We start from the raw sequence: 25,647 nt of genomic DNA on the forward strand, positions 1-25,647 counted from the left end.
GCTCCCGTGAAGCCGGCCGCGGCCCCCGCGCCGGCCGCCGCGAAGCCCGCCGCCGCCGCTCCGGCGCCGGTCAAGGCCGCCCCGGCGAAGGAGGCCCCCGCCGGCCCCGAGCTGATCACGCTGCGCGGCCCCGCCGCCGCGGTCGCGAAGAACATGAACGCCTCCCTGGAGGTGCCGACGGCCACGTCCGTCCGCGCCGTCCCGGTGAAGCTGCTCTTCGACAACCGGATCGTGATCAACAACCACCTGAAGCGCGCCCGGGGCGGGAAGATCTCCTTCACGCACCTCATCGGCTACGCGATGGTGCAGGCGATCAAGGCCATGCCGTCGATGAACTACTCCTTCGCGGAGAAGGACGGCAAGCCGACCCTGGTCAAGCCGGAGCACGTGAACTTCGGCCTCGCGATCGACCTGGTCAAGCCCAATGGCGACCGCCAGCTCGTCGTCGCGGGCATCAAGAAGGCCGAGACGCTCAACTTCTTCGAGTTCTGGCAGGCCTACGAGGACATCGTCAAGCGCGCCCGCGTGGGCAAGCTGACGATGGAGGACTTCACCGGCGTCACGGTCTCCCTGACCAACCCCGGCGGCCTCGGCACCGTCCACTCCGTGCCGCGTCTGATGCCCGGACAGTCGGTCATCATGGGCGTCGGCTCGATGGACTACCCGGCCGAGTTCCAGGGCACGAGCCAGGACACCCTCAACAAGCTCGGCATCTCGAAGGTCATGACGCTCACGTCGACCTACGACCACCGGGTCATCCAGGGCGCCGCCTCCGGCGAGTTCCTGCGCGTCGTCGCCAACTACCTCCTCGGCGAGGAGGGCTTCTACGACGAGATCTTCAAGGCCCTGCGCATCCCCTACGAGCCGGTCCGCTGGCTCAAGGACATCGACGCCTCGCACGACGACGACGTCACCAAGGCCGCGCGCGTCTTCGAGCTGATCCACTCCTACCGGGTCCGCGGCCACGTCATGGCCGACACCGACCCGCTGGAGTACAAGCAGCGCAAGCACCCCGACCTGGACATCACCGAGCACGGCCTCACCCTGTGGGACCTGGAGCGGGAGTTCGCGGTCGGCGGCTTCGCCGGCAAGTCGATGATGAAGCTCCGCGACATCCTCGGCGTGCTCCGCGACTCGTACTGCCGCACCACCGGCGTCGAGTTCATGCACATCCAGGACCCGAAGCAGCGCAAGTGGATCCAGGACCGCGTCGAGCGCCCGCACTCCCGCGTGGAGCGCGAGGAGCAGCTGCGGATCCTGCGCCGGCTGAACGCGGCGGAGGCCTTCGAGACCTTCCTGCAGACGAAGTACGTCGGCCAGAAGCGCTTCTCCCTGGAGGGCGGCGAGTCCGTCATCCCGCTGCTCGACGCGGTCATCGACTCGGCCGCCGAGTCGCGCCTCGACGAGGTCGTCATCGGCATGGCCCACCGCGGCCGCCTGAACGTCCTGGCGAACATCGTCGGCAAGTCGTACGCGCAGATCTTCCGCGAGTTCGAGGGCAACCTCGACCCGAAGTCGATGCACGGCTCCGGCGACGTCAAGTACCACCTGGGCGCCGAGGGCACCTTCACCGGCCTGGACGGCGAGCAGATCAAGGTGTCGCTCACCGCCAACCCCTCGCACCTGGAGGCGGTCGACCCGGTCCTCGAGGGTGTCGTCCGCGCCAAGCAGGACGTCATCAACAAGGGCGGCACGGACTTCACCGTCCTGCCCGTCGCCCTCCACGGCGACGCGGCCTTCGCCGGCCAGGGCGTCGTCGCCGAGACGCTGAACATGTCGCAGCTGCGGGGCTACCGCACCGGCGGCACGGTCCACATCGTCATCAACAACCAGGTCGGCTTCACCGCCGCCCCGGAGTCCTCGCGTTCCTCGATGTACGCGACCGACGTGGCCCGCATGATCGAGGCGCCGATCTTCCACGTGAACGGCGACGACCCGGAGGCCGTGGTCCGCGTCGCGCGGCTCGCCTTCGAGTTCCGCCAGACGTTCAACAAGGACGTCGTGATCGACCTCATCTGCTACCGCCGCCGCGGTCACAACGAGGGCGACAACCCGCAGTTCACCAACCCGCAGATGTACAACCTGATCGACAAGAAGCGTTCGGTGCGCAAGCTGTACACCGAGTCGCTCATCGGTCGCGGCGACATCACCCTCGAAGAGGCGGAGCAGGCGCTCCAGGACTTCCAGGGCCAGCTGGAGAAGGTGTTCGCGGAGGTCCGCGAGGCCACCGCCGCCCCGGCGGCGACCACCGTGCCGGACGCGCAGGCCGAGTTCCCGGTCGCCGTCACCACCGCGGTCTCCCAGGAGGTCGTGAAGCGGATCGCCGAGTCGCAGGTCAACGTCCCGGAGCGGATCACGGTCCACCCGCGTCTGCTCCCGCAGATGCAGCGCCGTGCCGCCTCCATCGACGACGGCACCATCGACTGGGGCTTCGGCGAGACCCTCGCCATCGGCTCCCTGCTGATGGAGGGCACCCCGGTCCGTCTGTCGGGCCAGGACTCCCGCCGCGGCACCTTCGGCCAGCGCCACGCGGTCCTGGTCGACCAGGAGACCGGCGAGGACTACACCCCGCTGCTCTACCTGACCGAGGACCAGGCCCACTACAACGTCTACGACTCGCTGCTCAGCGAGTACGCGGCGATGGGCTTCGAGTACGGCTACTCGCTGGCCCGCCCGGACTCCCTGGTCATCTGGGAGGCCCAGTTCGGTGACTTCGTCAACGGCGCGCAGACCGTCGTCGACGAGTTCATCTCCTCGGCCGAGCAGAAGTGGGGCCAGACCTCCGGCGTCACGCTGCTCCTGCCGCACGGCTACGAGGGCCAGGGCCCGGACCACTCGTCCGCGCGTCCGGAGCGCTTCCTCCAGATGTGCGCCCAGGACAACATGACGGTCGCCATGCCGACGCTGCCGTCGAACTACTTCCACCTCCTGCGCTGGCAGGTGCACAACCCGCACCACAAGCCGCTCATCGTCTTCACCCCGAAGTCGATGCTGCGTCTGAAGGCCGCGGCGTCCAAGGTGGAGGAGTTCACCACGGGCGGCTTCCGCCCGGTCATCGGCGACAGCACGGTCGACCCGGCGAACGTCCGCAAGGTCGTCTTCTGCGCGGGCAAGGTCTACTACGACCTGGAGGCCGAGCGTCAGAAGCGTGGTGACACGGAGACCGCGATCATCCGTCTGGAGCGCCTGTACCCGCTGCCGGGTGCCGAGCTGCAGGCCGAGATCGCCAAGTACCCGAACGCCGCGAAGTACATCTGGGCGCAGGAGGAGCCGGCGAACCAGGGTGCCTGGCCGTTCATCGCGCTCAACCTGATCGACCACCTGGACCTGGCGGTCGGTGCGGACATCCCGGCGGGCGAGCGCCTGCGCCGGATCTCGCGTCCGCACTCCTCCTCCCCGGCGGTCGGCTCGGCCAAGCGCCACCAGGCGGAGCAGCAGCAGCTGGTCAACGAGGTCTTCGACGCCTGATCGACCACTCCGTACGCGTACGGAAGGAGGCCCGGCACCCCACTCGGGGTGCCGGGCCTCCGGCGTTTCCCTCGCTCGTACGGGCTGTCAGCCCAGGTTGGCCTCGAAGTCCCAGTAGGGCCGGTTGCGCTGGCGCGCCGAGAGGGTGTGCGGGTGCTGGGCGCCCAGGGTGCGGGTGAGGGTGAGCAGGGCGTCCTCCTCCAGCTTGCTCGCCTCCTCGTTCTCCCTGAGGCCGCGCAGGTCGGTGGCGAGGGCCACCTGGCTCGACAGGGTGAGCGGGTGCTCGTTGCCGAGGGTGTGCCGGGCGCGGCGCAGGGTGTCCCGGCTGAGCTCGGCGGCGTCGTGCACGCGTCCGTTGAAGTTGCGGGCGGCGCTGGTGTTGAGCGCGCAGCCGAGCACCCAGGGGTGGTCGGGGCCGAGCGAGGAGGCCAGTCCGGCGAGCGCGGCCTCCAGGATGGCCAGGGCGTCCGCGCGTTCGCCCGAGGCCTGGAGGACGAGGGCGGTGTTGGCGAGGACGCCGGTGGCGACCGGGTGGGCGGGGCCGAGGAGGGCGCGGTAGCCGGCCTCGGCCTCGTGGCTGAGCTCGCGGGCGTGGTCGAGGTCGCCGTGCTCGCGCAGGAAGTTGGCGTAGTTGTTGAGGGAGGTGAGGGTGATGTAGTGGGTGCGGCCGTGCACCTGCTCCAGCTGGTCGAGCAGGCTGGCCATGGTGGCGCCGAGGTCCTGCTGGAAGCCGCCCTCGCGGCGCCGGCACAGGGCGAGCTGGGTGCGGGCGTACAGGGTCTGGAGGTGCTGCGGGCCGAGGACCTGCACATGGCGCAGGACGTTGGCCTCCTGGCGGGCGAGGGCTTCGCGGTACTTGCCGAGCAGCCGCAGGTCGTGCGCGAGGGCGTTGCTGGAGTTGAGGGTGTGGGAGTGGCGTTTGCCGAGGACCCGCTCGCTGTGGGCGAGGGTCTCGGCGTCGGACTCGTACGCCTCCTGGAAGCGGCCGAGCTGCCGGAAGGTGACGCCGAGGTTGTGGCGGGCGACGAGAGTGGAGAACTCGCTCTCGCCGAGGAGGCGTTCGGCGTCGGCGAGCACCTGGCGCTGGAGCTTCTCCGACTCCTTGTACTGGCCGAGGAAGCGCAGATCGCTGCAGATGGCGTTGTTGGAGAGCAGCGTGCCGAGTTCGTTGGGGGGCTGGGCGGCGGCGAGTCGGTCGCGCTGGGCGAGGTCGAGTTCGTACGCCTCGCGGAAGCGCCCGAAGGACCGCAGGATGTTGCCCTGCTGGGTGGTCAGGTCCAGCATGGGCTGGTCCAGCGGGCCCATGAAGGTGGACCAGTTGTCCCGGATCTTCTCGGCGAGCTGGACGCCGGCCTTGAACTCGCCGCTGCGGAAGCAGTAGCGCAGGCAGTTGAGTACGGCGGTCTGGGTGCGCGGGTTGTGGCTGAGGAGCGCTCCGGAGGGCTCCAGATGGGGCAGGAGTTCCGCGTAACGGGGCCAGTGGCGGCTGTCCATGGGGTTGCCGGGGTCGGCCTCGGCGAGCAGGGTGCGGACGGCCTTGCGGTGGGCTTCGCGGTGGTCGCCCTCGGTGAGCCGGGCGACGATGTCGTGGACGAGCCGGTGCATGTGCACGGACTCCTGGTGCGGCCCCACCTCGGCGTTGTTGACGGGGCCCCGGGTCTCGCGGGTGAGCACCGAGTAGTTGACGAGGGTGTCCAGGGCGCGGGACCAGGCGGCGAGGTCGGTGACCATCCAGCGCAGGTCCTCGGGGAGCTCCGCCTGCGGATAGGCGCGGATGAGACCGAGCGGGATGCGGCCGGGGGCGAAGGAGGCGCACAGGCTGAGCACGTCGATGGCCTGCGGCTGGGCGCGTCGGAGCCGGTTGATCAGTATCGACCAGGAGGTCAGGGACGCCTGCGGGAAGCCGTCTCCGGACGGTTCGACGGCGGAGATCCGTCCTTCGCGGACCATGTGCAGGTATTCGGAGACGTCCATGCGGGACTCGCCGAGCCAGGCCGCGGCCTGGACGAGCGGCAGCGGTACGTCCCCGAACTCGGCGGCGACCTCGTCGGCCTCGGGCGCGGTGACGTGCGGGGCGCGCCGCATCAGGTAGGCGGTGGACTCGGCGCGGTCGAAGCCGGGGACTTCGAGGATGTCGGTGTAGTCGCCCCAGCCGCGGTTGCGCGAGGTGACGAGGACGTGGCCGGGGCCGTGCGGCAGCATGACGTTCACGCCGTCCGTGTCGTCCCAGCCGTCGAAGACGATGAGCCAGCGGGAGTGCGGGTCGCCCCGGCGCAGGGCCTCGCGGACGGCGCGGATGCGTTCTCCGGGTTCGTTGCCGGTGGGGAGGCCGAGTTCGGTGGCGAGTTCGCCGAAGCGGTCGCGCTGCACGTTGCGGTCGTCGGAGCTGACCCACCAGACGACGTCGTAGTCGGAGCTGAAGCGGTGGGCGTACTCGGCGGCGAGCTGGGTCTTGCCGATGCCGGACATGCCGAGCAGGGTGCACGCGGCGCTGCCGCGCTCGGCGTCCATGAGCCGTTCCTGGAGCTCGGTGAGCAGGTCGTCGCGGCCGGTGAAGCGCGGGTTGCGGCGCGGGATCTCGCCCCAGATCTCGGGCGGGGTGTCCGGGAAGCGGACGAGCGCCCCGGCGGGCAGCCGGCGGCCGGTGGCACGGCGGGGTTCGATGCCGAGCCGGCTGAGCAGCCGGGCCTCGGCCTCCTCCTCGCCGACGCCCCACAGGCTGACGGGTTCGAGGACGGCGGTGGCGGGGAGCAGGGTCCGGTTGGTGAGGTTGACCGCGGCGAACCGCTCGGCGTGGGCGGCGACGAAGCCGCGCAGCGCGTCGTTCCATTCGCCGGCCGGGCGCGGGCCGAGCTGGAAGAACCAGTCGTCCAGGACGAGCAGCACCTGGCCGCGGGCGAGCAGCAGGTCGCCGAGCGAGTCCTCCAGGGGCACCTCGCGGGGCGGGTCCCAGCGCTGCAGGCTCGCGCGCACCCCGTACGCGTCGAGTCGTTGGTTGATCCAGGTCGCCCACGGGCGGTGATAGCCGGGGAAGACCACGAGGACGTGTTCCGGCGCTCTTCCGGCCCCGTGGTCCGCCGTACCGCCCGACCGCTGTTCCGCCATCTGCCGTGTCTCCCGTCCCGCTTCCGCGCAACGCAGTGTCATGTGCCGTGGGCACAGTGTTACCCAGCGACGAGGGGAGTCGCGCCGAGGCTCACGTGATGTCGCCTCATGTGATGCACGAACTCCCGCCCCTCCCCGGTCAGTTCATCGGATTCAAGCAGGATCGGCAGCGCCGCGCCCACCTGATCGTGGATGTCGTCGAACTGTTGCCCGGCCGTGGTCCTCCAAGCCGTCGGCACCCCTTCGGTGGTGGCCACGCGCCGCCACAGATCGGCCAGGGCCAGATGCGCGTAGGCGCCGTGCAGCACGCCGGCGACGGGCCGCGGGTCCGGCCGCCAGCCGACCCGGTGCACGGCCTCCCGCCCCGGGCCGTACAGCGGTACGAGTTCGTGGAGCGTCGCCAGTTTGCTGTGGTGCAGCTCGTGCACGAGCGTCTCGGCCATCCCCGGGGCTCCCTCGGGCAGCGAGGTGAGTACGGCTCCGGGGGCGGCGCTCAGGGTGCCGCCCAGGTGCCGGGGCCCGTGCGGAAGGACCGGGACGACCGCGCGGACGCCCCGGGCCACCTCGGCGGCCCGGCCGGGGTCCGTACGGACGAGGAGGTCCCGGGCGGCACGCCACAGGGCGGACCAGGCGGCGTGGTCGGTCTCGGCGGGATCGGCCGCGATGACCGCCATGCCGCCGCCCGCTCCCGGCGGCACCCGGTACGGATCGAGGTCGTCGAGGCGGGTGGTGCTGTGGGGGAGCGTGCGGATCGCGCTCCAGCCGGATCCATGGCCGGTGAGGAGACCGCGGCCCCGGCCGGTCGTGGTCAGGACGGCGGGCGCGGCGTGGTGGGAGCCGTCCGGGTGGAAGCGTGCGGTCCGCTCCTCGGCGCTGATCCGGACCCGGTCGGCGGCCACCCGCAGCCGGCCCACCCCGGGCAGCGGAAGCAGGCCGTCCGGGGTCTCGACGGTCAGGTCGAGCGGGTCACCACCGCGCAGGGCGGCGGTGACCGCGAGGTGGTCGAGGTGGCCGAGCAGCCGGTCGAAGGCCGGTCCGGCGGGTTCGGTGAGCGCGCCGGCCAGCCAGGCCCCGGTCGTCGGGTAGTCGAGGACGTCCCGGACCACGGCGGGATGGTGTCGCTCGACCCGTTCGAGCAGGTCCCAGGAGCGCTCGAACCGGTCGAGCGCGCCCGGTCCGACGGACGCCCGCTGCCGGTGGACGCGGACCAGGAGCGCCTTGAACAGCAGCAGCCGTCGGGCGTGCAGGGCGGACCGCAGCAGGGCGAGCCCGGCCGGAGCGGGGCTGATCCGGGCCAGTTGGACGAAGACGGACGCGGGCAGGGAGGCGGTGTTCACTCCCGCCTCCCCCGGCCGACGGGCGGTGCGCATCTGGCCGGAAACGGTCGGTCGGCGCGCCCCTGGCGCCGGCGGTCAGCCGTGGACCCTGGTCCCGGCGCTCTCCGTCCAGGAGTCGGCCAGCTCCTGCGGGTGCCACAGCACCCGCTCGACGGCCGCCGCCAGGTCGGGATCGTCCATGAAGCGCAGGGTCCGCAGGTCCACGCCGGTGAGATCGGGCAGGCGCCGGGGACGTCCCCCGACCCGGTCGACGCCTGCGACCCGCTTCGTGTGCTCCAACACGCTCGGCTCCTCCTCACCAGCCCTTGCCCCCCACGGTCGTAGCGGCGGAGCGGTTCTTCCCGACGTCCGAAAGGCAGAAACCCGTTCGACTCAACTGCGCCCATGCGCGCCCCCGTTATCAAGCCGTTCCGTTTCCCCTTCGCGCCATGCCCACCAGGGCGGCGCGATCCGGCGCCGTTCCTCGCGGGAGAAGCGGTCCGGGCGCGGGCGGGGGTCGGCGCCGACCTCGGCGAGCAGGGTCCTGGTCCGCTCCACGTCCGCCCAGTCGACCGGCACCAGCATGCCGTCGAGGCGCCGCCACTGCTCGGCGGCCTCCGTCAGGGCGGTCGCGGCGCTGCCGACGCGGTCCATCAGGTACAGCACCGCGCCCTGGGCGTGGAGCGCCCGCGCCAGGGTGACCGTGCCCGGGGTGTCGCCGCGGGCGGCGCGGGTCTCCTCGGCGGCGCGCCGGAAGGCGGTGAGGGCGCCGACGAGCTGCCCGTCCCGCGCCGCCTCGCTCAGCTGGAGTTGCACCCAGCCGAGCTGCAGCCAGACCTCGGCCCGGGTCGCCGGGTCGCGGGTGGCGCGGAGGGCCTCGTCGAGGAGATGGCGGCTCTCGTACAGGTCCGGCAGGAAGCCCGCGCGGTCGAAGCGCAGGGCGAGGACGCTGCCGATGAGGATCCGGGCCCGCTCGCGGTCGGCGGCGCCGGCGGGGAGGCAGGTGAGGGCCTCGCGCAGCACGGACTCGGCGCGGTCGACGGGCCGGGTCCCGGTGCCGGCGGCGGCGCGGCGCAGCAGCGAGGCGCCCCAGGCGAGCAGCAGCCGGCCGCGCTGTCCGTTCTCGACGGGGGCGAGCAGCGTGGCCTCCTCGTACGCCTCGTCGGCCGCCGTGCCGTCGCCCGCGGTGTCGTACAGGCGGGCCCGTGCGGCGGTGTGACGCAGTCTCAGGGCGCGGCCGTCGCCGAGGAGGGCCTGTGCGCGGTCGAGGACGGGGGCGACGCGGTCCGCTCCGGCCTCGGCGAGGTGCAGGGCGTCGGCGAGGTCGAGCAGGGCGGCGGCGCTCTCCCCGAGGTCGAGGGCGGCGGTGAGTTCCTCGGCGGCCGCGGCGCCGTCACCGCGCGCGAGGAGCAGCCGTCCCCGGCGCAGGCGCAGGGCGGGCCGGGCGGCCGGTGGCCATTGGCCGGCGTCCCCGGCGAGCACGGCGAGGGCGGCGTCGAGCTGCCCGGGGTCCGCGGTCTCCTGCCACAGGGCGTGGTGGACGGCGGCCCGTTCGAGGCGGGCCTCGGCCCAGTGGTCGTCTCCGGGCCTGGCCAGCTCCCCGGCGTGGACGAGGGTGTCGGCGGCCCGGGTGAGGAGCTCGTGGCGGCGGCCCGCACGCCGGGCGGCGCCGGTGCCCGCCTCCGCGTACAGGATGCGGCCGAGGAGGATCCGGGCCGCGACGGGCGCGGCGGGGAGCGCCTCCTCGGCGCGCTCGCGGGCGGCGGCGAGGAGGGCGGGGTCGGACTGGGCGCGGCCCTGTTCGAGGAGGCGGCGGGCTTCGGTGAGGGGGTCGGGGGTGACGAGGTCGGGGTGGTAGAAGCGGAGCACGCGCGCGGGGATGCGGGCGAAGAGTTCCGCCTCGGCGCCCTCGGGGCCGGCGGGGTCGTCGGTGTCGTCGGGCGGGGCGGCGAGGCCGGGCCCGTCCTCGCCGTCGGCGCCGTGGCCGGCGAGGCGGGCGGCGGCGAGCGCCGGGAAGTTGCGCATGCCCTGGCCGAAGTTCCGCTCCACATAGGCCGAGCAGTGCTTGAGGACGAGGGCGGCGGCGCCGGGGTCGAGCGAGCCGAGGAGGAGCTGCTGGATGCCGGGCGGATAGCTGAAGCAGGGGTACGGGGCGGGGCCGGGCAGCCGGCGGAGCAGTCCGCTGAGCAGCACCTCGGCCAGCTCCATGGGCCCGGTGTCGGGCAGCATCGCGCGCTGGACGAGCTGCATGACGGGGAGGGTGAGCGGGGCGGCCGCAAGGTGGACGGCGAGCCGGAGCGCGCCGGGCGAGGCGCCGGCCCGGAAGGCGTGCAGGAGTTCCTCGTCGCCGCGCGGGGCGCGGGGCGTGCGGGGCGCCTGCGGTCGCGGCGGCTCGGGGGCGAGCCAGGCCGCCCAGCCGCGGACGGTGTCGCCGCCGTGGCCGGTGTGGAGGCGGGCCCAGGAGGCGAAGGCCTCGGGGGTGGGGGTGAGCACGGGCACGGCCCGCCGGGCCGGGTCGAGGGCGGCCCACGGTTCGTCGTCGGAGCGGAAGACGGCGGGGCCCCTGGGGGCCGCGGAGCGCTGGAACGTGCCCGGTTCGGCGGGGAGGGCGGTGCGCGGCCAGAGGCGGGGCGGCAGCGGCTGGACGAGGGCGAGCGGTGAGTGGCGGGGCCAGTCGCGCAGGAAGCGCTGGGCGGCGCCGCGCTGCCACAGGGGGCCGACGCAGTCGCTGACGACGAGGGTGAGGCGGCGTCCGGTGGGGTCGTGGAGCTGGTCGACGGGGCGGAGTCGCGGTCTGCCGTCGCTGCCGCTGGTCGTGGTGACGAGTGGCGGTCCTTCGCCGGTGTCGTACAGCCGGTGCACCTGGACGTCGCGGAAGGCGCCGGACTGCTGGCAGGCCTGGCGGAGCTCCTCGACCATGCGGTCCCAGACGACCATGGCGGGGCCGGTGTCCATGAGGAGCTGGATGTCGGGGCGGCGGACGGCGGCGGGGCGCAGGACGGGCATCAGCATGCCCGCGGCGGCGCTGCGGTCGGCGGTGGCCTCCTCGTCGAGGACGCCCTCGTCGGGGCGCGGCGGGGCGGGGGCGTACCCCCGCAGCGGGCGCAGGGCCTTCTGGAGGCCGAGGAGTCCCGGCAGGGCGTTGGCGCCGGGCGCGCGGACGGGCAGGGCCGCGCCCCGCCTCGTACCCCTGCCGGGGCGGACGCGCGTTCCGGCCGCGGGAGCGGCTCCGGCGCGCATGTGGAGGGAGACGGAGTCACCGCCTCCACGCGCGGGCGTGGGCCCGGGCGTACGCGGGGGCGTCTCCTCGCGATTGGCCGGATCTCGCCCCTCACCGGCGGGTCGGGCGGTCACCGCGCCCTCGTCGTCCGCGCTCCCGCCCTCGCTCCCGTCGTCCGCGCGGGCCGACGGATCCGGATCGGGAGTTTCCGGTTCCGGCAGCCACTGGGACAGCCAGAGCGCGTCCGCGACCGCCTCGGCGGACGGGTCCACGCCGCCCGCCCGCAGTCTGCGGGTCAGCTCCTCCAGAGGCATCCGGCGCGTCCGGTGCATCCGGTCATCACCTCGGCTGATCGAGCGGCTGCATGAGCATGTCCGCGATGCGTTCCCTGGTCACCCGCTCGGCGCGGGAGGCGTGCTGGGTCAGGTACAGCGCGTTGAGCAGCTGGTCGGTGGCGATGACCTCACCGGGTTCCCGGTTCAGGAAGCGCTGGACCAGGCCCTGTTCGCCGTCGCCCGCGGCGGCCTCGGTCCCGAGGTGGGCCTCGATCATCGCACCGAGCTGTTCCTCGCCGGGCGGTTCGAGCTCCAGGCGGATGCAGCGGCGCAACAAGGCGGCGGGGAAGTCGCGTTCGCCGTTGGAGGTGAGCACGATGAAGGGGAAGGTGGTGCAGCGGATCCGGCCGCCGTACACCGGCACCTTGCGGCCGTCGTCGCTGAGCACCTCGACGACCGGCTCCCGGTCGGCGAGCCGCTCCAGCTCGGGGACGGCGAACTCGCCCTCCTCCAGGACGTTCAGGAGGTCGTTGGGCAGGTCGAGGTCGCTCTTGTCCAGCTCGTCGATGAGCAGCACGCGGGGCTGCTCGGAGGGGAGCAGCGCGGTGCCGAGCGGTCCGAGCCGGATGTACGAGCCGATGCCGGCCGGGGCCGCGGCGGCGGAGCCGGACGCCCCGCTCTGGGCGCGCTCCAGCTGGACGTCCTGGAGGCGGCCGATGGCGTCGTACCGGTAGAGGCCGTCCTGGAGGGTGGAGCGGCTGACGATCGGCCAGCGCAGCACGCGGCCGAGGCGCAGTTCGTGGGCGACGGCGTGCGCGAGGGTGGACTTGCCGGTGCCGGGGTTGCCGGTGACGAGAAGGGGACGCCGCAGGTAGAGGGCGGCGTTGACGGCGTCGGTCTCCTCGGGCCGGGGGTGGTGGTTCTGGACGAGTCTGCGCTTGACGCCGAGCCGCCGGTCGGAGCCGGCCAGGGTGTCGTCCGCGCCGCCCGTCGAGAAGTCGCGCCAGGGCGGCGGGGCGGGCAGGCGCCGTATCTCGTCGTGCGGATGCCCGGCCCCACGGTAGATCCGCCAATCGTTCACGATGGACTCCTCCTGGCTGTGGTGTGCCGGCCGGGCTTCCTGAACTTACCCCCCGGGGGCGGCCCCTGCCGACCCCGAATCCGGTCGTCCCGGACGGCACCGGAAACCGCCCAACTCGCGTACGGGGGTGGGCTGGACGGGGCACGGGACGAGACTGCGCGCGCGGCGCGCGGGGACAGGTCCAGGACCGCCGTCCGGCGCGCGGCGCGCGGGGGTGCCGTCACGGGTCCTCCTCGCCGAGTAGCGGGGGCGCTTCCAGGCGGCCGCCGTGCGGCGGGCGGTCGGGCGGGTCGTACAGGACGGCGATGGTCTCGGCCCAGGCGAGGTCGGCCCGCTCCGGCGCCAGGGTCCGCAGCGAGCGGACGGGCTTGCCGAGCCCCTCGGCCGTGCGCGCCTCCGCGAGCAGCCCTTCCGCCCGCGCGTGGAAGTCCGCGCAGTCGGTGTGGTCGTGGGCGCCGGTCCGCCAGAGGGCCAGCGGATGGCCGGCGGTGAGGGCCGCGTTCATCGCCATGAGCCCGTCGCCGCTGCCCACCGGGCCGCAGTACACGGGAACGGTGCCGCCCTCGGCCTCACGGAGCCGGTCGTACGTCTCCGCCCAGATCTCCCGCCGCACGCGCGGGGTGTGGGCGTCCGGGCCGGCCCCGGGCACCTCGGCGCGCAGTGGGACCGCGCGCAGCGGCCCGCGCTCCCCGGCCTCCCAGCGCTCCCGCCACTCGGGCGACGCGTCCTTGCCGTGGCGCCGGGCGTCCCTGATGACCACGATGCGGCGCTGCCCGAGGGTGATGGACCCCCACGCCTCGTCGGGGCCCTGCGAGGGTTCGAGCCGCCAGGTGTCGAGCGGCTCGTCGAAGAGCTCGCGGGGCAGCACGGCCTCCACGGAGGCCAGGTGCGGTCCGTTGTCGCCGAGCCGGAGGGCCTCGGCGAGCGGACCGCGCAGGGTCTCCTTGAGCTGGGCCCGCTCGACGCCGCGGTCGTCGCCGTGGAGCGGGGTGACCATGTGCCCGTCGCGGAGCAGCTTCACGCGCCAGGGGTAACGCCGGCCCCAGCGGGGCGTGTCGATCTCCAGGAGCACGTCCGCGCGTGCCCGCCGCTCGCGGACGGAGGCGGGGGCCGCCGCGCGGCCGGCGCCGATCAGGTCGTCGATCTCACGGCGGAGGAACGGGCCCGCGTCGGCGGCCCGGTCGATGATCCAGCCCCGGAAGGCGGCCTCGTCGCCCAGACCGCCGGGGCGCCCGGTGACCCGCCGGACGACATGGGCCGCGTACAGGAGCACGGCGTCGAGGCCGGGGTCGCCGGGATCGCTGCGGTCGGGCGCGCGCAGCCCGTACAGCAGGGCGGCGCCCTCGCTCCACGTGCGCGGGTCGTCCTCGAAGGCGTCCGGGGTCGTGGTGTTCCTGATCCAGGCCTTGACCTGGTCGACCAGGTCCATGATCTCGCCGGGGTTGATGGGCGGGGGCAGCGCGGCGAGCTGTCCCCGGAGCCTGGTGCGGAGCTTCGGGCTCAGCGGCTGCGGGCCGTCGAGCCGCTCCTGCGCGCGCGTCCAGTCGTATCCGTCGTCGAGCGACTGGAGGTAGTGGCCGAGGTGATGGCGGTCGTGGTCGCGGAGGGCCTCGGCCCAGAACTCGCCCCCGGGAGCGTCGTGCAGGCGGCGCAGCGCGGTGATCGGGACGAGGGCGCCCTGGTGGGACCAGCGGCCCTTGTTGAAGCCGATCACGGCACCGGTGGCGTCGTCGACGACGGGGCCGCCGGAGCAGCCCTCGACGGGTAACACCTCTTTCGTGACGAGGGCCATGGTGTCGACGCCGCTCAGCTCGCCGTGGACCTGGCGGATGCCCAGTTCCCCGGTCTCCCGGGACCAGCCGTGCAGGCCGATCCTGGTGGTCCGGTCCGGGGGCAGCTCGGCGAGCTGGACGCAGGAGGCCTTTTCGGTGCCGGGCACGCGCACGAGCGCGACGTCGGGGAAGCCCCAGGGCTCGGGGCGCACGTCGGGGTCCTCGGGCCGGGGCAGGGCGAGCACCACCGTGCCGACGGACCGGCGCGTGGTCCTGCCGTCCTGCCAGGTGATGCCGACGGCCGGCTCCTTCCTCCACACCTCGCCACCCCCCTCGGCCACGACATGGGCGCACGTCAGCACCCAGCCGGGGGCGATGAAGAAGCCGGTCCCCCAGAACTGGTCGCCGTGCGGGTCATACCCGCCGTCGGGAGCGCCGATGCGTACGAGTGCGGGGCGCACGAGAGCGTCGAAGGCGCTCATGCGGTGCCATCGGCCGCCGGGCGCCGCTGCGGGACGATGCCTGAGCGCCGTTCCGCGGGCGCCGCCACGGCGGAGCCCGGCGCGGGTTCTGCGGATCCGGTCGCGGCCTCCGCCCCGGCTTCGGCCGTCGGGCTCGTCCCGGTCGCCCCGGCTTCGGCCGTCGGGCTCGTCCCGGTCGCCTCGGGGGCGGTTGCCGGGCCCGGTTCGGTCCAGGTGAGGGAGACGTTCACCGAGGCCTTGCCCGCGCCGTCCGCGAGGACGCCGATCACCTTGCCGGACTGTGCCGAGAGTTCGATGCCGAAGCTGACGGCGACCTCCACCGGCCCCTGTGGATCGAGCCCCGCGCGCAGGGAGCCGACGACCCCGCGCACCACGTCCGTGAGCCCGCCGGCCATCGAGACCACCCGGTCCCTGACGCCGGTGTCCTGGAAGCCGCCGCCCCTGCCGAGCTCCTCCGCGTCGCTGACCCGCGCCCAGACGGGCGTGCCGTCGTCCAGTCGAATCCGAGCGATCCCGTGTGCCACAGCGGCCCCCCGCTCCCCGAAGCGATGTTGGATCCAGAAGGCTAATCGGTGGGACTGACGGGCGACAGGGGACGTGAGGGGTACGGCCTATCCTGATCGCATGTACTTCACCGACCGTGGCATCGAGGAACTGGAGAAGCGGCGCGGCGAGGAGGAGGTCACCTTCGAGTGGCTCGCCGAGCAGCTGCGGACGTTCGTCGACCTCAACCCCGACTTCGAGGTGCCCGTCGAGCGCCTCGCGACCTGGCTGGCCCGCCTGGACGACGACGAGGACGAGGACGAGTAGGAACTCCCTCCGGCTGCGGGGTCACCGCTCCCGCAGCCGGTCGTAGACCAGCCCGAACGCGCCGTGCGCGACGAGCAGCGCCCCGGCCGTCGCCCAGCCGCCGCTGCGCCGCCCGGCGCCCCAGAGCAAGAGCGGCACCCCCACGAGGAGCTGCGCCCCGCCCAGTACGCGCGCCTTCGGGCCGCGCAGGTACGGGCCGAGGGGACCGCCCTCCACCACGTCCAGCTCCGCGCGCACGGCCTCCCGCCACCCCGCCCCTTCGAGCTGCTCCGCGCCCTGGGCCAGGGCGACGGAGCGGAGCCGGTCGGCGCTCTCGCCCGGGACGATCCCGGTGGGCAGGGCGAGCCCGGCGCGGGCGAGGACCGCGACGACGCCGAGGAGCCGGGTGTGGGCGTCGGCTTCCCGGTCGGGCTCGGTGAGCGGTTCGAGGGCCTGCACGTCCAGGACGGGATCGAGGCCGAGCCGGGCGGCGAAGGTGCGCATGGCCTCGTCCTCGCCGACGGGGGTGCCGTCGGCGAGCCAGGTGTAGCCGACCGTACGGCGGAAGCCGGCGGCGAGCGTGAGGCCGGCCCGGTCGCGGTCCCACCAGAGCGCGACGACGGGCCAGCCGGCGGCCGAGACGGCGAGGGCGGTGGCCCAGCCGGTGACGACCTGTTCGACGGGCTCCCCGCCGTGCAGCCAGGGCTTCCCCTCCGGTACGAGCACGCTCCATTCGGCGCCCGCGGGGGCGAGGAGCAGCTGTTCCCGTAGGAGTTGGGCCGGCGGCCGGACCGCCGGGGGCTCGGCGCGGCAGAGCAGCAGGGCTCCGACGGGGAGCGGTCCGGATGTCGCGTTCATGGGCCCTACGCTAGGCCAATTTGTCCATGTACGACGCGTATTGCCCCTCCCCTGTCAGGGATGAGTCAGGGTTGACTCCACCTGACCGCGATATATCGTGTCTATCGAGAGACGCGATATGTTGCGTTGCCGATACGGGAGGTCAGCACCATGACAGAGTGGTCCGTCACCGAGCCGACGAAGCTGGCTCCGGCCGACCCCGTGACGCTGCTGCAGGTCCGCATCGTCAACGGCACGGTGAACGTGGTGGGGACGGACGAGAGTGCCGCCCGTGTGGAGATCTCGGAGATCGAGGGTCCGCCGCTGATCGTGACGCAGGACGGCTCCACGCTGACCGTGACCTACGAGGACCTGCACTGGAAGGGCATCCTCAAGTGGTTCGAGCGCAGGGAGTACCGGCGGCGCCGGGCCGTGGTCTCCGTCGCCGTCCCGGCGGGCGTCGATGTCGAGGTGGGCGTGGTCGGCGCCGAGGCGGTCGTGACGGGGATCAGAGGGCGTACGGAGGTGCGCGGCGTCACGGGCGACACGACGCTCCTGGGGCTCTCCGGCCCGGTCCGCGCCGAGAGCGTCTCGGGCAGCCTGGAGGCCCAGTCGGTCACCGGCGCCCTGCGCGTCAGCTCCGTGACCGGCGATGTGACGGTGATCGAGGGCGCGGGCTCCTCCGTGAAGGCCGACACGGTCAGCGGCGACATGGTCATCGACCTCGACCCGGCCAGGATCGACGGGCCGCCCGCCGACATCCGGCTCACCAGCGTCTCCGGCGAGGTCGCCATCCGGCTCCCGCACCCGGCCGACGCCCGGGTGGAGGCGAGCACCACGAGCGGCGCCGTGTCGAACGCCTTCGAGGACCTGCGGGTGGGAGGCCAGTGGGGCGCCAAGTCCATCACCGGCACGCTCGGTTCGGGCCGGGGCACCCTCAAGGCGACGACCGTCTCCGGCTCCATCGCCCTGCTCCGCCGCCCCGAGCCCGAGGAGGACGGCGAAGCCGTCGCCTCCTCGACCTCCTCCTCGACCGGAAAGGTGCTCTGACATGCCGCCCGTCTTCGCCCACGGACGCCTCCGCCTGTACCTCCTCAAACTGCTCGACGAGGCCCCGCGCCACGGGTACGAGGTGATCAGGCTCCTGGAGGAGCGCTTCCAGGGGCTGTACGCACCCTCGGCGGGCACGGTCTACCCGCGCCTCGCCAAGCTGGAGGCCGAGGGCCTCGTCACCCACGCCAGCGAGGGCGGCCGCAAGGTCTACTCGATCACCGACGCCGGCCGCGCCGAGCTGGCCGGTCGCGGCGCCGAACTGGACGACCTGGAGCGGGAGATCCGCGAATCGGTCTCGGAGCTTGCGGCGGAGATCCGCGACGACGTGCGCGGGGCGGCCGGCCGGGTCCGCAGCGAGATGCGCGCGGCCGCGGGCCGGAGCCGGACGGTGGATCCCCCCTCGTTCGCCGAGGCGAAGGAGGAGATGCGCCGCTTCACGCAGGAGTGGAAGCAGCAGGCCCGCGAGGCCCGCGAGGAGGCCCGCTCGGCGCGGCGCCAGGCGAAGGAGTTCCAGCGGATCGCCCAGCAGGTGCAGGAGGAGGTCCAGGACCGGTTCTCTCGGGGCGACTGGCCCAAGGGGGTCTGGGAGGGGATCTCGGGCATCACGGCCCAGCTCGGCGACCTGGTGGCGGGCACGACCCACCCGAAGGCCGCCTCGCAGGAGCCGGCTTCCCCCACCGACGAGACCCCGGAGTGGGCGCGGGACACGGCGGGCACGGGCGACCCGGCCCGCGACCTGGACCGGCTCCTGGACCGCTTCCGCGACGAGATCCGTGACGCGGCCCGCGACCACGGGGTGACCCAGGACCAGCTGACGGAGACCCGCCGCCACCTGTCGACGGCGGCCCTCCGCATCACGTCCCTGCTGAACCCCGAGAGAAAGCCCTGACGGACGGGGCCGGACCGGAACCGGGCCGGACCGGGCCGGACCGGGCCGAGGCCGGACCGGACCGGGCCCGGCGACCTGACGGGCCCGGCGACCTGACCGGGCCGGCACCCCGTCGAGGGGCCGGACCGGCAGCGGGGTCGTCAGCCCCGTGTCGCCGTGACCGTCACCCGGGCGTTCGGGGTCGCGAGGATCCAGGCCCTGGAGCGGTCCTTGCGGAGGACGAGTGCGCCGCCGCGGGCGGTCACCCGCCAGTCGCCGGGCGGCAGGGAGAGCTCGGTGAGGCGGGAGCCGCGCCGGCCGGCCGCGTCGTACGAGAGGCGGTAGACCCCGGCCCCCGGGTCGTACGCCGTGGAGCGGACGGTGCCGGCGACCGCCTCCGCGTACGGCTCGGCGGTCAGCTCCTTGTTCGTACGGAAGGCCCCGTCGGCGTCCACCGCGCAGTAGCCGCCGCCGTAGCACCACTCCCAGCCGGTCCAGCCGGAGCCGTAGCGGCCGAGGGAGGCCATGGCCTCGCGGTAGAAGCGGTTCATGTTCGGAAGGGAGTTGTTGAGGGGCCCCCACTCCCCCACGACCACCGGCACCTTGTACTCCTTGGGGTACAGGGTCACCGCCGCCTCGTAGTTCTCGATCCAGCCGGCCGACGGGTCGTAGTCGCCGCCCGCCTCCATCGTGCTGTTGTAGAAGTGCGGGGCGTAGACCACCTTCGGGTCGTCGACCTTCCCCAGCCCCGTGGGCACGCCCTCGCCCACGATCGGGGTCGGCTCGACGAAGACCCAGCCGTCCTCGTCGACCGAACGGATCGCGTCCGCAAGGCGGTTGTACATGGGGGTGATCTGGTCCCGTTCGATGCGCCGGGCGGCCGTCGCCAGGTCCTCGCCCTCACGCAGCTCGCCCATCGGCTCGTTGATCAGGTCGTAGCCGAGGACGGCCGGGTGGTCCTCGAAGCGGTCGGCGAGGACCCGCCACATGCGGGCCTGGGCTCGCCGCAGGTCCTCGTCCTCGTACAGGTGGGTGAAGGCGCGCTGGACGGCGGGCTCGAAGTACTCGGAGAACCAGTCGTCGGGGTGCGGGGTGAAGGGCAGCCCGTCGGTCCTGGTGGCCCAGGCGGGCACGCCCCGGTGGCCGAACGCGGGCCCGAAGACGTCCTGGTGGGCGTCTAGGACGACCTTGACGTCATGGCGCTCGGCCCAGTCCAGGACCCGTTCGATCTTGCGGAGGTACGTCTGGCTGTACTGGCCGGGCCGGGGTTCCAGGTCGTCCCAGAAGACCAGGAGCCGGGCCGTGTTGTAGCCCTTGGCCCGCATGTCGCGGAAGTGTTTCTCGGTGATCGAGGAGAGGGCGCTGTCACCGCTGTGGGCCTTGTCCCCGACGTTCCAGCCGCGCAGGGTGAGGACCCGGCCGCGCGCGTCGGTGAGGGCGGGTATCGCGTCACCGCCGGTCTCCGCCCTGGCGGTGGTCGGGGCGAGCAGCGAGGCGACGACGACGGTCGCCGCGAGGGTGGTGCGCAACAAGGTGGACCTCCGGCACGACAAGGTGACACGACAAGGGACACGACATGGCGACACAACAAGGTGAGCGATGTTCATGTTTCGCGTGCCGGAGATCCCATCAGGTCGACCGACCTGTATCAAGGGTTCGTCACGAGGTCTTCAGAACGATCTTCCCGAAGAGCTCGCCGGAGGCCATCTTCTGGAAGCCCTCGCGCGCCCGGTCCAGCGGCAGGACCTCGTCGATCACCGGCCGCAGGCCCGTCGCCGCGCAGAACGACAGCAGGTCCTCCAGCTCGTCCTTGGAGCCCATCGTCGAGCCGACGACCTTCAGCTCCAGGAAGAAGATCCGGGTCAGCTCGGCATGGGAGGGCCGGTCGCCGCTCGTGGCGCCCGAGATGACGAGCGTGCCGCCGGGCCGCAGCGACTTGACCGAGTGCGACCAGGTGGCGGCGCCGACGGTCTCTATGACGGCGTCCACCCGCTGCGGGAGCCGCGCCCCCGGCTCGTACGCCTCGACGGCGCCGAGCTCGACGGCCCGCTTGCGCTTGGCCTCGTCGCGGCTGGTGGCGAAGACCCGCAGGCCGGCCGCCTTGCCGAGGGCGATCGCGGCGGTGGCGACGCCGCCGCCCGCGCCCTGCACGAGCACGGAGTCCCCGGGCCGTACGCCGGCGTTGGTGAAGAGCATGCGGTACGCGGTCAGCCAGGCGGTGGGGAGGCAGGCGGCCTCCTCGAAGGACAGCTCCTTCGGCTTGGGCAGCACGTTCCAGGAGGGGACGCTCACCCGCTCGGCGAAGGTGCCCTGGTAGCGCTCGGTGAGGATGGAGCGGGGCTCGTTCGGCCCCACGCCGTGACCCGTCTGGCCGATGACGGAGTGCAGGACGACCTCGTTGCCGTCCTCGTCGATGCCGGCGGCGTCGCAGCCGAGGATCATCGGCAGCTTCTCCTCGGGCAGTCCGACCCCGCGCAGCGACCACAGGTCGTGGTGGTTGAGCGAGGCGGCCTTGACGGTGACGGTGGTCCAGCCGGGACGCGCCTCGGGCTCGGGGCGTTCGCCCAATTCGAGGCCGTTCAGGGGCTGGTCGCGGTCGATTCGGGCAGCGTAGGCAGCGAACATGAGCCCGACCCTAGGGGCCCGCGGGTGCGTGACGGAACCGCACCTGACTGTGACGCGCACCCCACCGCGTACCGCCGCGCCCGCCCCCGTACACCCGGGGGCCCCACCGACACGGCACACCGCACAGCACCCCCGTACACCCGGGACCCCACCGACACGGCACCACCGCACAGCGCCTCCGTACGGCACACCCGCCCAGCGCCTCCGCGCACCGCCTCCGTACGCCGAAGGGCCCCGTCCGGTCCTCTCGGACAGGAGCAGGGCCCTTCGGCGTACCTGAAGCGCGTCAGCGGCGCGCGACGCCCTCGGCGCGGGCGGCGGCGGCGACCGCGGCCGCGACGGCCGGGGCGACCCGCTCGTCGAACGGCGACGGGATCACGCAGTCGGCGGCGAGCTGGTCACCGACGACGTCGGCGATGGCGTTGGCCGCGGCGATCTTCATGCCCTCGGTGATCCGGGAGGCCCGGACCTGGAGCGCGCCGGCGAAGATGCCGGGGAACGCGAGGACGTTGTTGATCTGGTTCGGGTAGTCCGAACGGCCGGTCGCCACGACGGCCGCGTACTTGTGCGCGACGTCGGGGTGGACCTCGGGGTTCGGGTTGGCCATGGCGAACACGAAGGCGTTCGGCGCCATGGCGGCGACGGCGGCCTCGGGGACCGTACCGCCGGAGACGCCGATGAAGACGTCCGCGCCGGCCAGGGCGGTCTCCAGGGAGCCGCTGAGGCCCGCCTTGTTGGTGAGCTCGGCGATCTCGCGCTTGACGTCCGTGAGGTCCTCGCGGTCGCGGCTGACGATGCCCTTGCGGTCGGCGACGGCGACGTCGCCGAGGCCGGCCTCCAGGAGGAACTTGGCGATGGCCACACCGGCCGCGCCGGCGCCGGAGATGACACCGCGCAGGTCGCCGAGGGTCCGGCCGGTCAGCTTCGCCGCGTTGCGCAGGGCCGCGAGGGTGACGATGGCGGTGCCGTGCTGGTCGTCGTGGAAGACCGGGATGTCGAGGCGCTCCTGGAGCTTGCGCTCGATCTCGAAGCACCGCGGGGCCGAGATGTCCTCCAGGTTCACTCCGCCGAAGGACGGGGCGAGGCGGACGACGGTCTCGACGATCTCGTCGGTGTCGGTGGTGGCGAGGGCGATCGGGACCGCGTCCACGCCGCCGAACTGCTTGAAGAGGATCGCCTTCCCCTCCATGACCGGGAGGGAGGCCTCCGGGCCGATGTCGCCGAGGCCGAGCACCGCGGTGCCGTCGGTCACGACGGCCACGACCTGGGACTTCCAGGTGTAGTCGTTGACCAGCTCGGGCTGCTCGGCGATCGCGGTGCACACCTTGGCGACGCCGGGCGTGTACGCGAGGGACAGGTCGTCCTTGTTCCGGACGGGGACGGTGGCCTGCACGGCCATCTTGCCGCCGCGGTGGAGGGCGAAGACGGGATCGAAGGGCTCCTCGGGAGCTTCCGTGCCACTGTCGTTGTGAGGATTGACGATTTCCGCTGCCATTGGGTGACCCCTTGAGTCTGCTTCATTTGAGGGTTGGCCGCTCCTGGTGTGGAGCGGTGGGCGGGTCCCGCGGCCGCCGTGTCTGGCAGCCGCGCGGGCGCGCCGCACAACGCGCCCTGAGCCCCGGATGAGGGGTGTAAGGATCCTTCTTACCGGACGGACGGCACCGCAGACGAGTCCATATCCGTTCGGTGACGCGACTCATACCGAGTGCATCCGGAGGTGGACGGAGAACGACACGTCACCCGATGTCCCGATAGATGGTCTCCGTACCCGATTGGCGGCCTTCCACTCGTCCGAATGGCGAGATGAACCGCAGATCTTCCGGCAGAAGGGAAGGGATTCCGAAGAAGATCCGGCCCTGATGTACCGGCCTGTCGCGATTTCGGGGTGACCCGTTATCCGATTTTGACATCCGAGGCCGTCGGTTTGTGGCAGTCCGAATGGCAAGATGCCGTAATCACACGAGGTCGCGACACTCGAAGAGACGTACGCGACACCTGGCAGCTCCCTCACACGCCGGAGGAACCCGACCATGACCGCACGCTCCACGCGCTGTACGACCGCCAAGACCCGCACTTCCCGTCTTGCCGCGGTCGCCGCCATCGCGGTCGCCGGCTCGATGCTGCTGACCGCCTGTGGCGACCAGACCGAGGGCGGTGGCTCCACCAAGGAGACCGGCTCCGCCGCCGCGAGCAAGGCGCCGCTCTTCTCGAAGCTCCCGGCCGACATCCAGAAGTCGGGCGTCATCAAGGTCGGCACGGACGCCACGTACGCCCCGATGGAGTTCAAGAAGGGCACCGAGATCGTCGGTGTCGACCCCGACATCGCGGCCGCCCTGTCCAAGCAGCTCGGCGTGACGTTCCAGTTCGAGAGCGGCACCTTCGACACGCTGCTGACCTCGCTCACGACCGGCCGCACCAACGTCGTCATGTCCTCGATGACGGACACCAAGGCCCGTGAGGAGGGCCTGGACGAGAAGGGCAACAAGACCGGCGCCGGCGTCGACTTCGTCGACTACTTCTCCGCCTCCACCGGCATCCTGGTGAAGAAGGGCAACCCGGAGAACATCAAGTCGCTCGACGACCTGTGCGGCAAGAAGCTGGCCGTGCAGCGCGGCACCACGTACGAGCAGGCCGCCAAGGACCAGGCCGCCAAGTGCGAGAAGGAAGGCAAGCCGAAGCTGACCTTCGAGTCCTACCCGACCGACGCCGAGGCCCAGACCCGCGTCAAGGCGGGCGGCGCCGTGGCCGACCTGAACGACTCGCCGGTCGCCGCCTACATCGCCCAGACGGCCGGTGGCGGCAACGACTTCGAGGCGATCGCCAACAAGACGGACGCGGGCCTCTTCGGCATCGCCGTCGACAAGAAGAACACGCAGCTGCGGGACGCGCTCGCGGCGGCCCTGGACGCGGCCATCAAGGACGGCTCGTACAAGGCCGCGCTCGACAAGTGGAACGCGGGCGACGGTGCCGTCACCGCGGCCAAGATCAACGGCGGTTCCTGACCTTCCGGCCCTTCCTCACCCCTCCCTCGCACCACTGAAGGGCAGTCGCAGTGACTGACAAGATCGACAAGGTTCCGGCCGGGGCGGGTCCCGCCCCGGCGGGGACCCCGCCGGAGGCGATCAAGGCCATCCCGGTTCGCCACTACGGCCGCTGGGTGGCGGCTGTCGTGGTCGCCGCCCTCCTCGGCCTCCTCGGCTACGCGTTCTCCCAGGGCAACGTGCGCTGGGCGACCGTGCCGGAGAAGCTCTTCGACCCGAGCATCATCTCGGGCCTGTGGCACACCGTCCTGATCAGCGTGGCCTCGATGGCGCTGGGCCTCGTGCTCGGCATCGTCTTCGCGATCATGCGCCTCTCCAAGAACCCGGTGACCAACGCGGTCGCCTGGCTCTACATCTGGATCTTCCGGGGCACCCCGGTCTACGTCCAGCTGCTCATCTGGTTCTCCCTCGCCCTGATCTTCCCGGTGTTCAACATCGGGTTCTACAAGGACGAGATGACCGACGTCATGACCCCGTTCCTGGCCGCCCTCCTGGGCCTCGGCCTGAACGAGGGCGCGTACATGGCGGAGATCGTCCGGGCCGGCATCCAGTCGGTCGACGAGGGTCAGACCGAGGCCGCGCACGCGCTCGGCATGTCGCAGGGCAAGACGATGCGCCGGGTGATCCTGCCGCAGTCGATGCGGGTGATCATCCCGCCGACCGGCAACGAGTTCATCAACATGCTGAAGACCTCGTCGCTCGTCGTCGCGGTCCAGTACCCGGACCTGCTGCGGGCCGCCCAGGACATCGCGTCGACCTCGTTCGCGGTGATGGAGATGTTCTTCGTCGCCTCGATCTGGTACCTGGTCCTGACGACGATCTTCAGCATCGGCCAGTACTACCTGGAGAGGCACTACGCGAAGGGCTCGCTGCGGTCGCTGCCCCCGACGCCGTGGCAGAAGGTCAAGGCGAACCTCTCCTCCCTCACGAACCGCAAGGCGGTGGCCAAGTGACTGCCATGGTGAAGGCCGAGGGCGTCCACAAGTCCTACGGCGCCGCGCACATCCTCCGCGGGATCGACCTGGAGGTGCAGAACGGCGAGGTGTTCTGCCTGATCGGCCCGTCCGGTTCCGGCAAGTCCACCTTCCTGCGCTGCATCAACCACCTGGAGAAGATCAACGCCGGCCGCCTGTCGGTCGACGGCCAGCTGGTCGGCTACCGCCAGAAGGGCGACAAGCTGTACGAGCTGAAGGACAGCGAGGTCGCGCTCCAGCGCCGCGACATCGGCATGGTCTTCCAGCGCTTCAACCTGTTCCCCCACATGACGGCCCTGGCCAACGTCATGGAGGCACCCATCCAGGTGAAGGGCGAGTCCAAGGCGGTGGCGCGCGAGCGCGCCGAGCGCCTGCTCGACCGGGTCGGCCTCGGCGACAAGGCGGGGAACTACCCCTCGCAGCTCTCCGGCGGACAGCAGCAGCGTGTCGCCATCGCCCGTGCTCTGGCGATGGAACCGAAGCTGATGCTCTTCGACGAGCCGACCTCGGCGCTCGACCCGGAGCTCGTGGGTGACGTCCTCGACGTCATGCGCGACCTGGCCGAGTCGGGCATGACGATGGTCGTCGTCACCCACGAGATGGGCTTCGCCCGGGAGGTCGGCGACTCGCTGGTCTTCATGGACGGCGGCGTGGTGGTCGAGTCGGGCCACCCGAGGGACGTCCTGACGAACCCGCAGCACGACCGGACGAAGGCGTTCCTGTCCAAGGTCCTGTAAGCGG

Annotated in this window: 18 protein-coding genes; 7 read left to right on the plus strand and 11 right to left on the minus strand. The window is 72.5% G+C overall.

Features of this window, described 5'->3' with window-relative positions; translation table 11 throughout:
- Window positions 1-3,468: multifunctional oxoglutarate decarboxylase/oxoglutarate dehydrogenase thiamine pyrophosphate-binding subunit/dihydrolipoyllysine-residue succinyltransferase subunit (locus ACWGN5_RS30015; protein ID WP_453520884.1), on the plus strand; the 3,468-nt coding region annotated here is incomplete at its 5' end.
- Window positions 3,469-3,555: 87 nt separating this feature from the next.
- On the opposite strand, the gene fxsT is transcribed toward ACWGN5_RS30015, so the two are convergent.
- From fxsT to ACWGN5_RS30050, 7 genes are all read right to left on the minus strand, one after another.
- Entirely contained in the window at window positions 3,556-6,573 is a 3,018-nt protein-coding gene (gene fxsT, locus ACWGN5_RS30020) for an FxSxx-COOH system tetratricopeptide repeat protein (protein ID WP_453520887.1), read from the minus strand.
- 59 nt (window positions 6,574-6,632) lie between these two features.
- Window positions 6,633-7,910, minus strand: coding sequence for an HEXXH motif domain-containing protein (locus ACWGN5_RS30025; RefSeq protein ID WP_453520890.1), 1,278 nt, complete (start codon window positions 7,908-7,910; stop codon window positions 6,633-6,635).
- Window positions 7,911-7,985: 75 nt separating this feature from the next.
- A complete protein-coding gene (locus ACWGN5_RS30030) occupies window positions 7,986-8,192 on the minus strand; it encodes a hypothetical protein (protein WP_453520893.1) in 207 nt (68 codons plus the stop codon).
- A gap of 90 nt (window positions 8,193-8,282) precedes the next feature.
- A complete protein-coding gene (locus ACWGN5_RS30035) occupies window positions 8,283-11,441 on the minus strand; it encodes an SAV_2336 N-terminal domain-related protein (protein ID WP_453520896.1) in 3,159 nt (1,052 codons plus the stop codon).
- 7 nt (window positions 11,442-11,448) lie between these two features.
- A complete protein-coding gene (locus ACWGN5_RS30040; protein WP_453520898.1) occupies window positions 11,449-12,465 on the minus strand; it encodes an AAA family ATPase in 1,017 nt (338 codons plus the stop codon).
- Between the two features lie 220 nt (window positions 12,466-12,685).
- Window positions 12,686-14,719 carry a VMAP-C domain-containing protein gene (locus ACWGN5_RS30045; protein ID WP_453520901.1) on the minus strand — a complete coding sequence of 678 codons (2,034 nt, stop codon included), beginning with the start codon at window positions 14,717-14,719 and terminating at the stop codon, window positions 12,686-12,688.
- Window positions 14,716-15,243 (minus strand): CU044_2847 family protein, encoded by a 528-nt coding sequence (locus ACWGN5_RS30050; RefSeq protein WP_453520903.1) that lies wholly within the window; start codon window positions 15,241-15,243, stop codon window positions 14,716-14,718. Before ACWGN5_RS30050 ends, ACWGN5_RS30045 begins: the two co-directional genes overlap by 4 nt.
- Window positions 15,244-15,343: 100 nt before the next feature.
- On the opposite strand from ACWGN5_RS30050, the gene ACWGN5_RS30055 reads away from it, so the two are divergent.
- Window positions 15,344-15,529, plus strand: a complete 186-nt coding sequence (locus tag ACWGN5_RS30055; protein ID WP_018102711.1) for a DUF6104 family protein — start codon at window positions 15,344-15,346, stop codon at window positions 15,527-15,529.
- A gap of 21 nt (window positions 15,530-15,550) precedes the next feature.
- Here the strand turns inward: ACWGN5_RS30055 and ACWGN5_RS30060 are convergent, their stop codons facing one another.
- Entirely contained in the window at window positions 15,551-16,366 is an 816-nt protein-coding gene (locus ACWGN5_RS30060; RefSeq protein ID WP_453520906.1) for a hypothetical protein, read from the minus strand.
- A 150-nt stretch (window positions 16,367-16,516) separates the two neighbouring features.
- Between ACWGN5_RS30060 and ACWGN5_RS30065 the strand changes: the two genes are divergently transcribed.
- Window positions 16,517-17,395, plus strand: coding sequence for a DUF4097 family beta strand repeat-containing protein (locus tag ACWGN5_RS30065; protein ID WP_453520909.1), 879 nt, complete (start codon window positions 16,517-16,519; stop codon window positions 17,393-17,395).
- Between the two features lies 1 nt (window position 17,396).
- The gene (locus tag ACWGN5_RS30070) at window positions 17,397-18,287 is read left to right on the plus strand and encodes a helix-turn-helix transcriptional regulator (RefSeq protein WP_453520911.1); all 891 of its coding nucleotides are present in this window, start codon (window positions 17,397-17,399) and stop codon (window positions 18,285-18,287) included.
- Between the two features lie 140 nt (window positions 18,288-18,427).
- Here the strand turns inward: ACWGN5_RS30070 and ACWGN5_RS30075 are convergent, their stop codons facing one another.
- The 3 genes from ACWGN5_RS30075 to ACWGN5_RS30085 all read right to left on the minus strand — a co-directional run bounded on the left by ACWGN5_RS30075 (window position 18,428) and on the right by ACWGN5_RS30085 (window position 22,386).
- The gene (locus ACWGN5_RS30075; RefSeq protein WP_453520912.1) at window positions 18,428-19,798 is read right to left on the minus strand and encodes a cellulase family glycosylhydrolase; all 1,371 of its coding nucleotides are present in this window, start codon (window positions 19,796-19,798) and stop codon (window positions 18,428-18,430) included.
- A 127-nt stretch (window positions 19,799-19,925) separates the two neighbouring features.
- Window positions 19,926-20,891 (minus strand): zinc-binding dehydrogenase, encoded by a 966-nt coding sequence (locus ACWGN5_RS30080; RefSeq protein WP_351183971.1) that lies wholly within the window; start codon window positions 20,889-20,891, stop codon window positions 19,926-19,928.
- A 286-nt stretch (window positions 20,892-21,177) separates the two neighbouring features.
- Window positions 21,178-22,386 (minus strand): NAD(P)-dependent malic enzyme, encoded by a 1,209-nt coding sequence (locus ACWGN5_RS30085; RefSeq protein WP_453520915.1) that lies wholly within the window; start codon window positions 22,384-22,386, stop codon window positions 21,178-21,180.
- 535 nt (window positions 22,387-22,921) lie between these two features.
- On the opposite strand from ACWGN5_RS30085, the gene ACWGN5_RS30090 reads away from it, so the two are divergent.
- The 3 genes from ACWGN5_RS30090 to ACWGN5_RS30100 are packed head-to-tail and all read left to right on the plus strand — an operon-like array spanning window position 22,922 to window position 25,643.
- A complete protein-coding gene (locus ACWGN5_RS30090) occupies window positions 22,922-23,893 on the plus strand; it encodes an ABC transporter substrate-binding protein (protein ID WP_453520918.1) in 972 nt (323 codons plus the stop codon).
- Window positions 23,894-23,943: 50 nt separating this feature from the next.
- Window positions 23,944-24,885 (plus strand): amino acid ABC transporter permease, encoded by a 942-nt coding sequence (locus ACWGN5_RS30095; protein WP_453520919.1) that lies wholly within the window; start codon window positions 23,944-23,946, stop codon window positions 24,883-24,885.
- A complete protein-coding gene (locus tag ACWGN5_RS30100) occupies window positions 24,882-25,643 on the plus strand; it encodes an amino acid ABC transporter ATP-binding protein (protein ID WP_453520921.1) in 762 nt (253 codons plus the stop codon). The genes ACWGN5_RS30095 and ACWGN5_RS30100 overlap by 4 nt, the downstream gene beginning before the upstream one ends.
- Window positions 25,644-25,647: the final 4 nt, after the last annotated feature.

It is taken from the genome of Streptomyces sp. NPDC055815, from assembly GCF_053616475.1.

Coding starts and splice junctions, on each gene's coding strand:
- fxsT (WP_453520887.1), bottom strand. CDS start 6,573: ATGGCGGAACAGCGGTCGGGCGGTACGGCGGACCACGGGGCCGGAAGA.
- ACWGN5_RS30035 (WP_453520896.1), bottom strand. CDS start 11,441: ATGCACCGGACGCGCCGGATGCCTCTGGAGGAGCTGACCCGCAGACTG.
- ACWGN5_RS30045 (WP_453520901.1), bottom strand. CDS start 14,719: ATGAGCGCCTTCGACGCTCTCGTGCGCCCCGCACTCGTACGCATCGGC.
- ACWGN5_RS30055 (WP_018102711.1), top strand. CDS start 15,344: ATGTACTTCACCGACCGTGGCATCGAGGAACTGGAGAAGCGGCGCGGC.
- ACWGN5_RS30060 (WP_453520906.1), bottom strand. CDS start 16,366: ATGAACGCGACATCCGGACCGCTCCCCGTCGGAGCCCTGCTGCTCTGC.
- ACWGN5_RS30065 (WP_453520909.1), top strand. CDS start 16,517: ATGACAGAGTGGTCCGTCACCGAGCCGACGAAGCTGGCTCCGGCCGAC.
- ACWGN5_RS30070 (WP_453520911.1), top strand. CDS start 17,397: ATGCCGCCCGTCTTCGCCCACGGACGCCTCCGCCTGTACCTCCTCAAA.
- ACWGN5_RS30080 (WP_351183971.1), bottom strand. CDS start 20,891: ATGTTCGCTGCCTACGCTGCCCGAATCGACCGCGACCAGCCCCTGAAC.
- ACWGN5_RS30085 (WP_453520915.1), bottom strand. CDS start 22,386: ATGGCAGCGGAAATCGTCAATCCTCACAACGACAGTGGCACGGAAGCT.
- ACWGN5_RS30090 (WP_453520918.1), top strand. CDS start 22,922: ATGACCGCACGCTCCACGCGCTGTACGACCGCCAAGACCCGCACTTCC.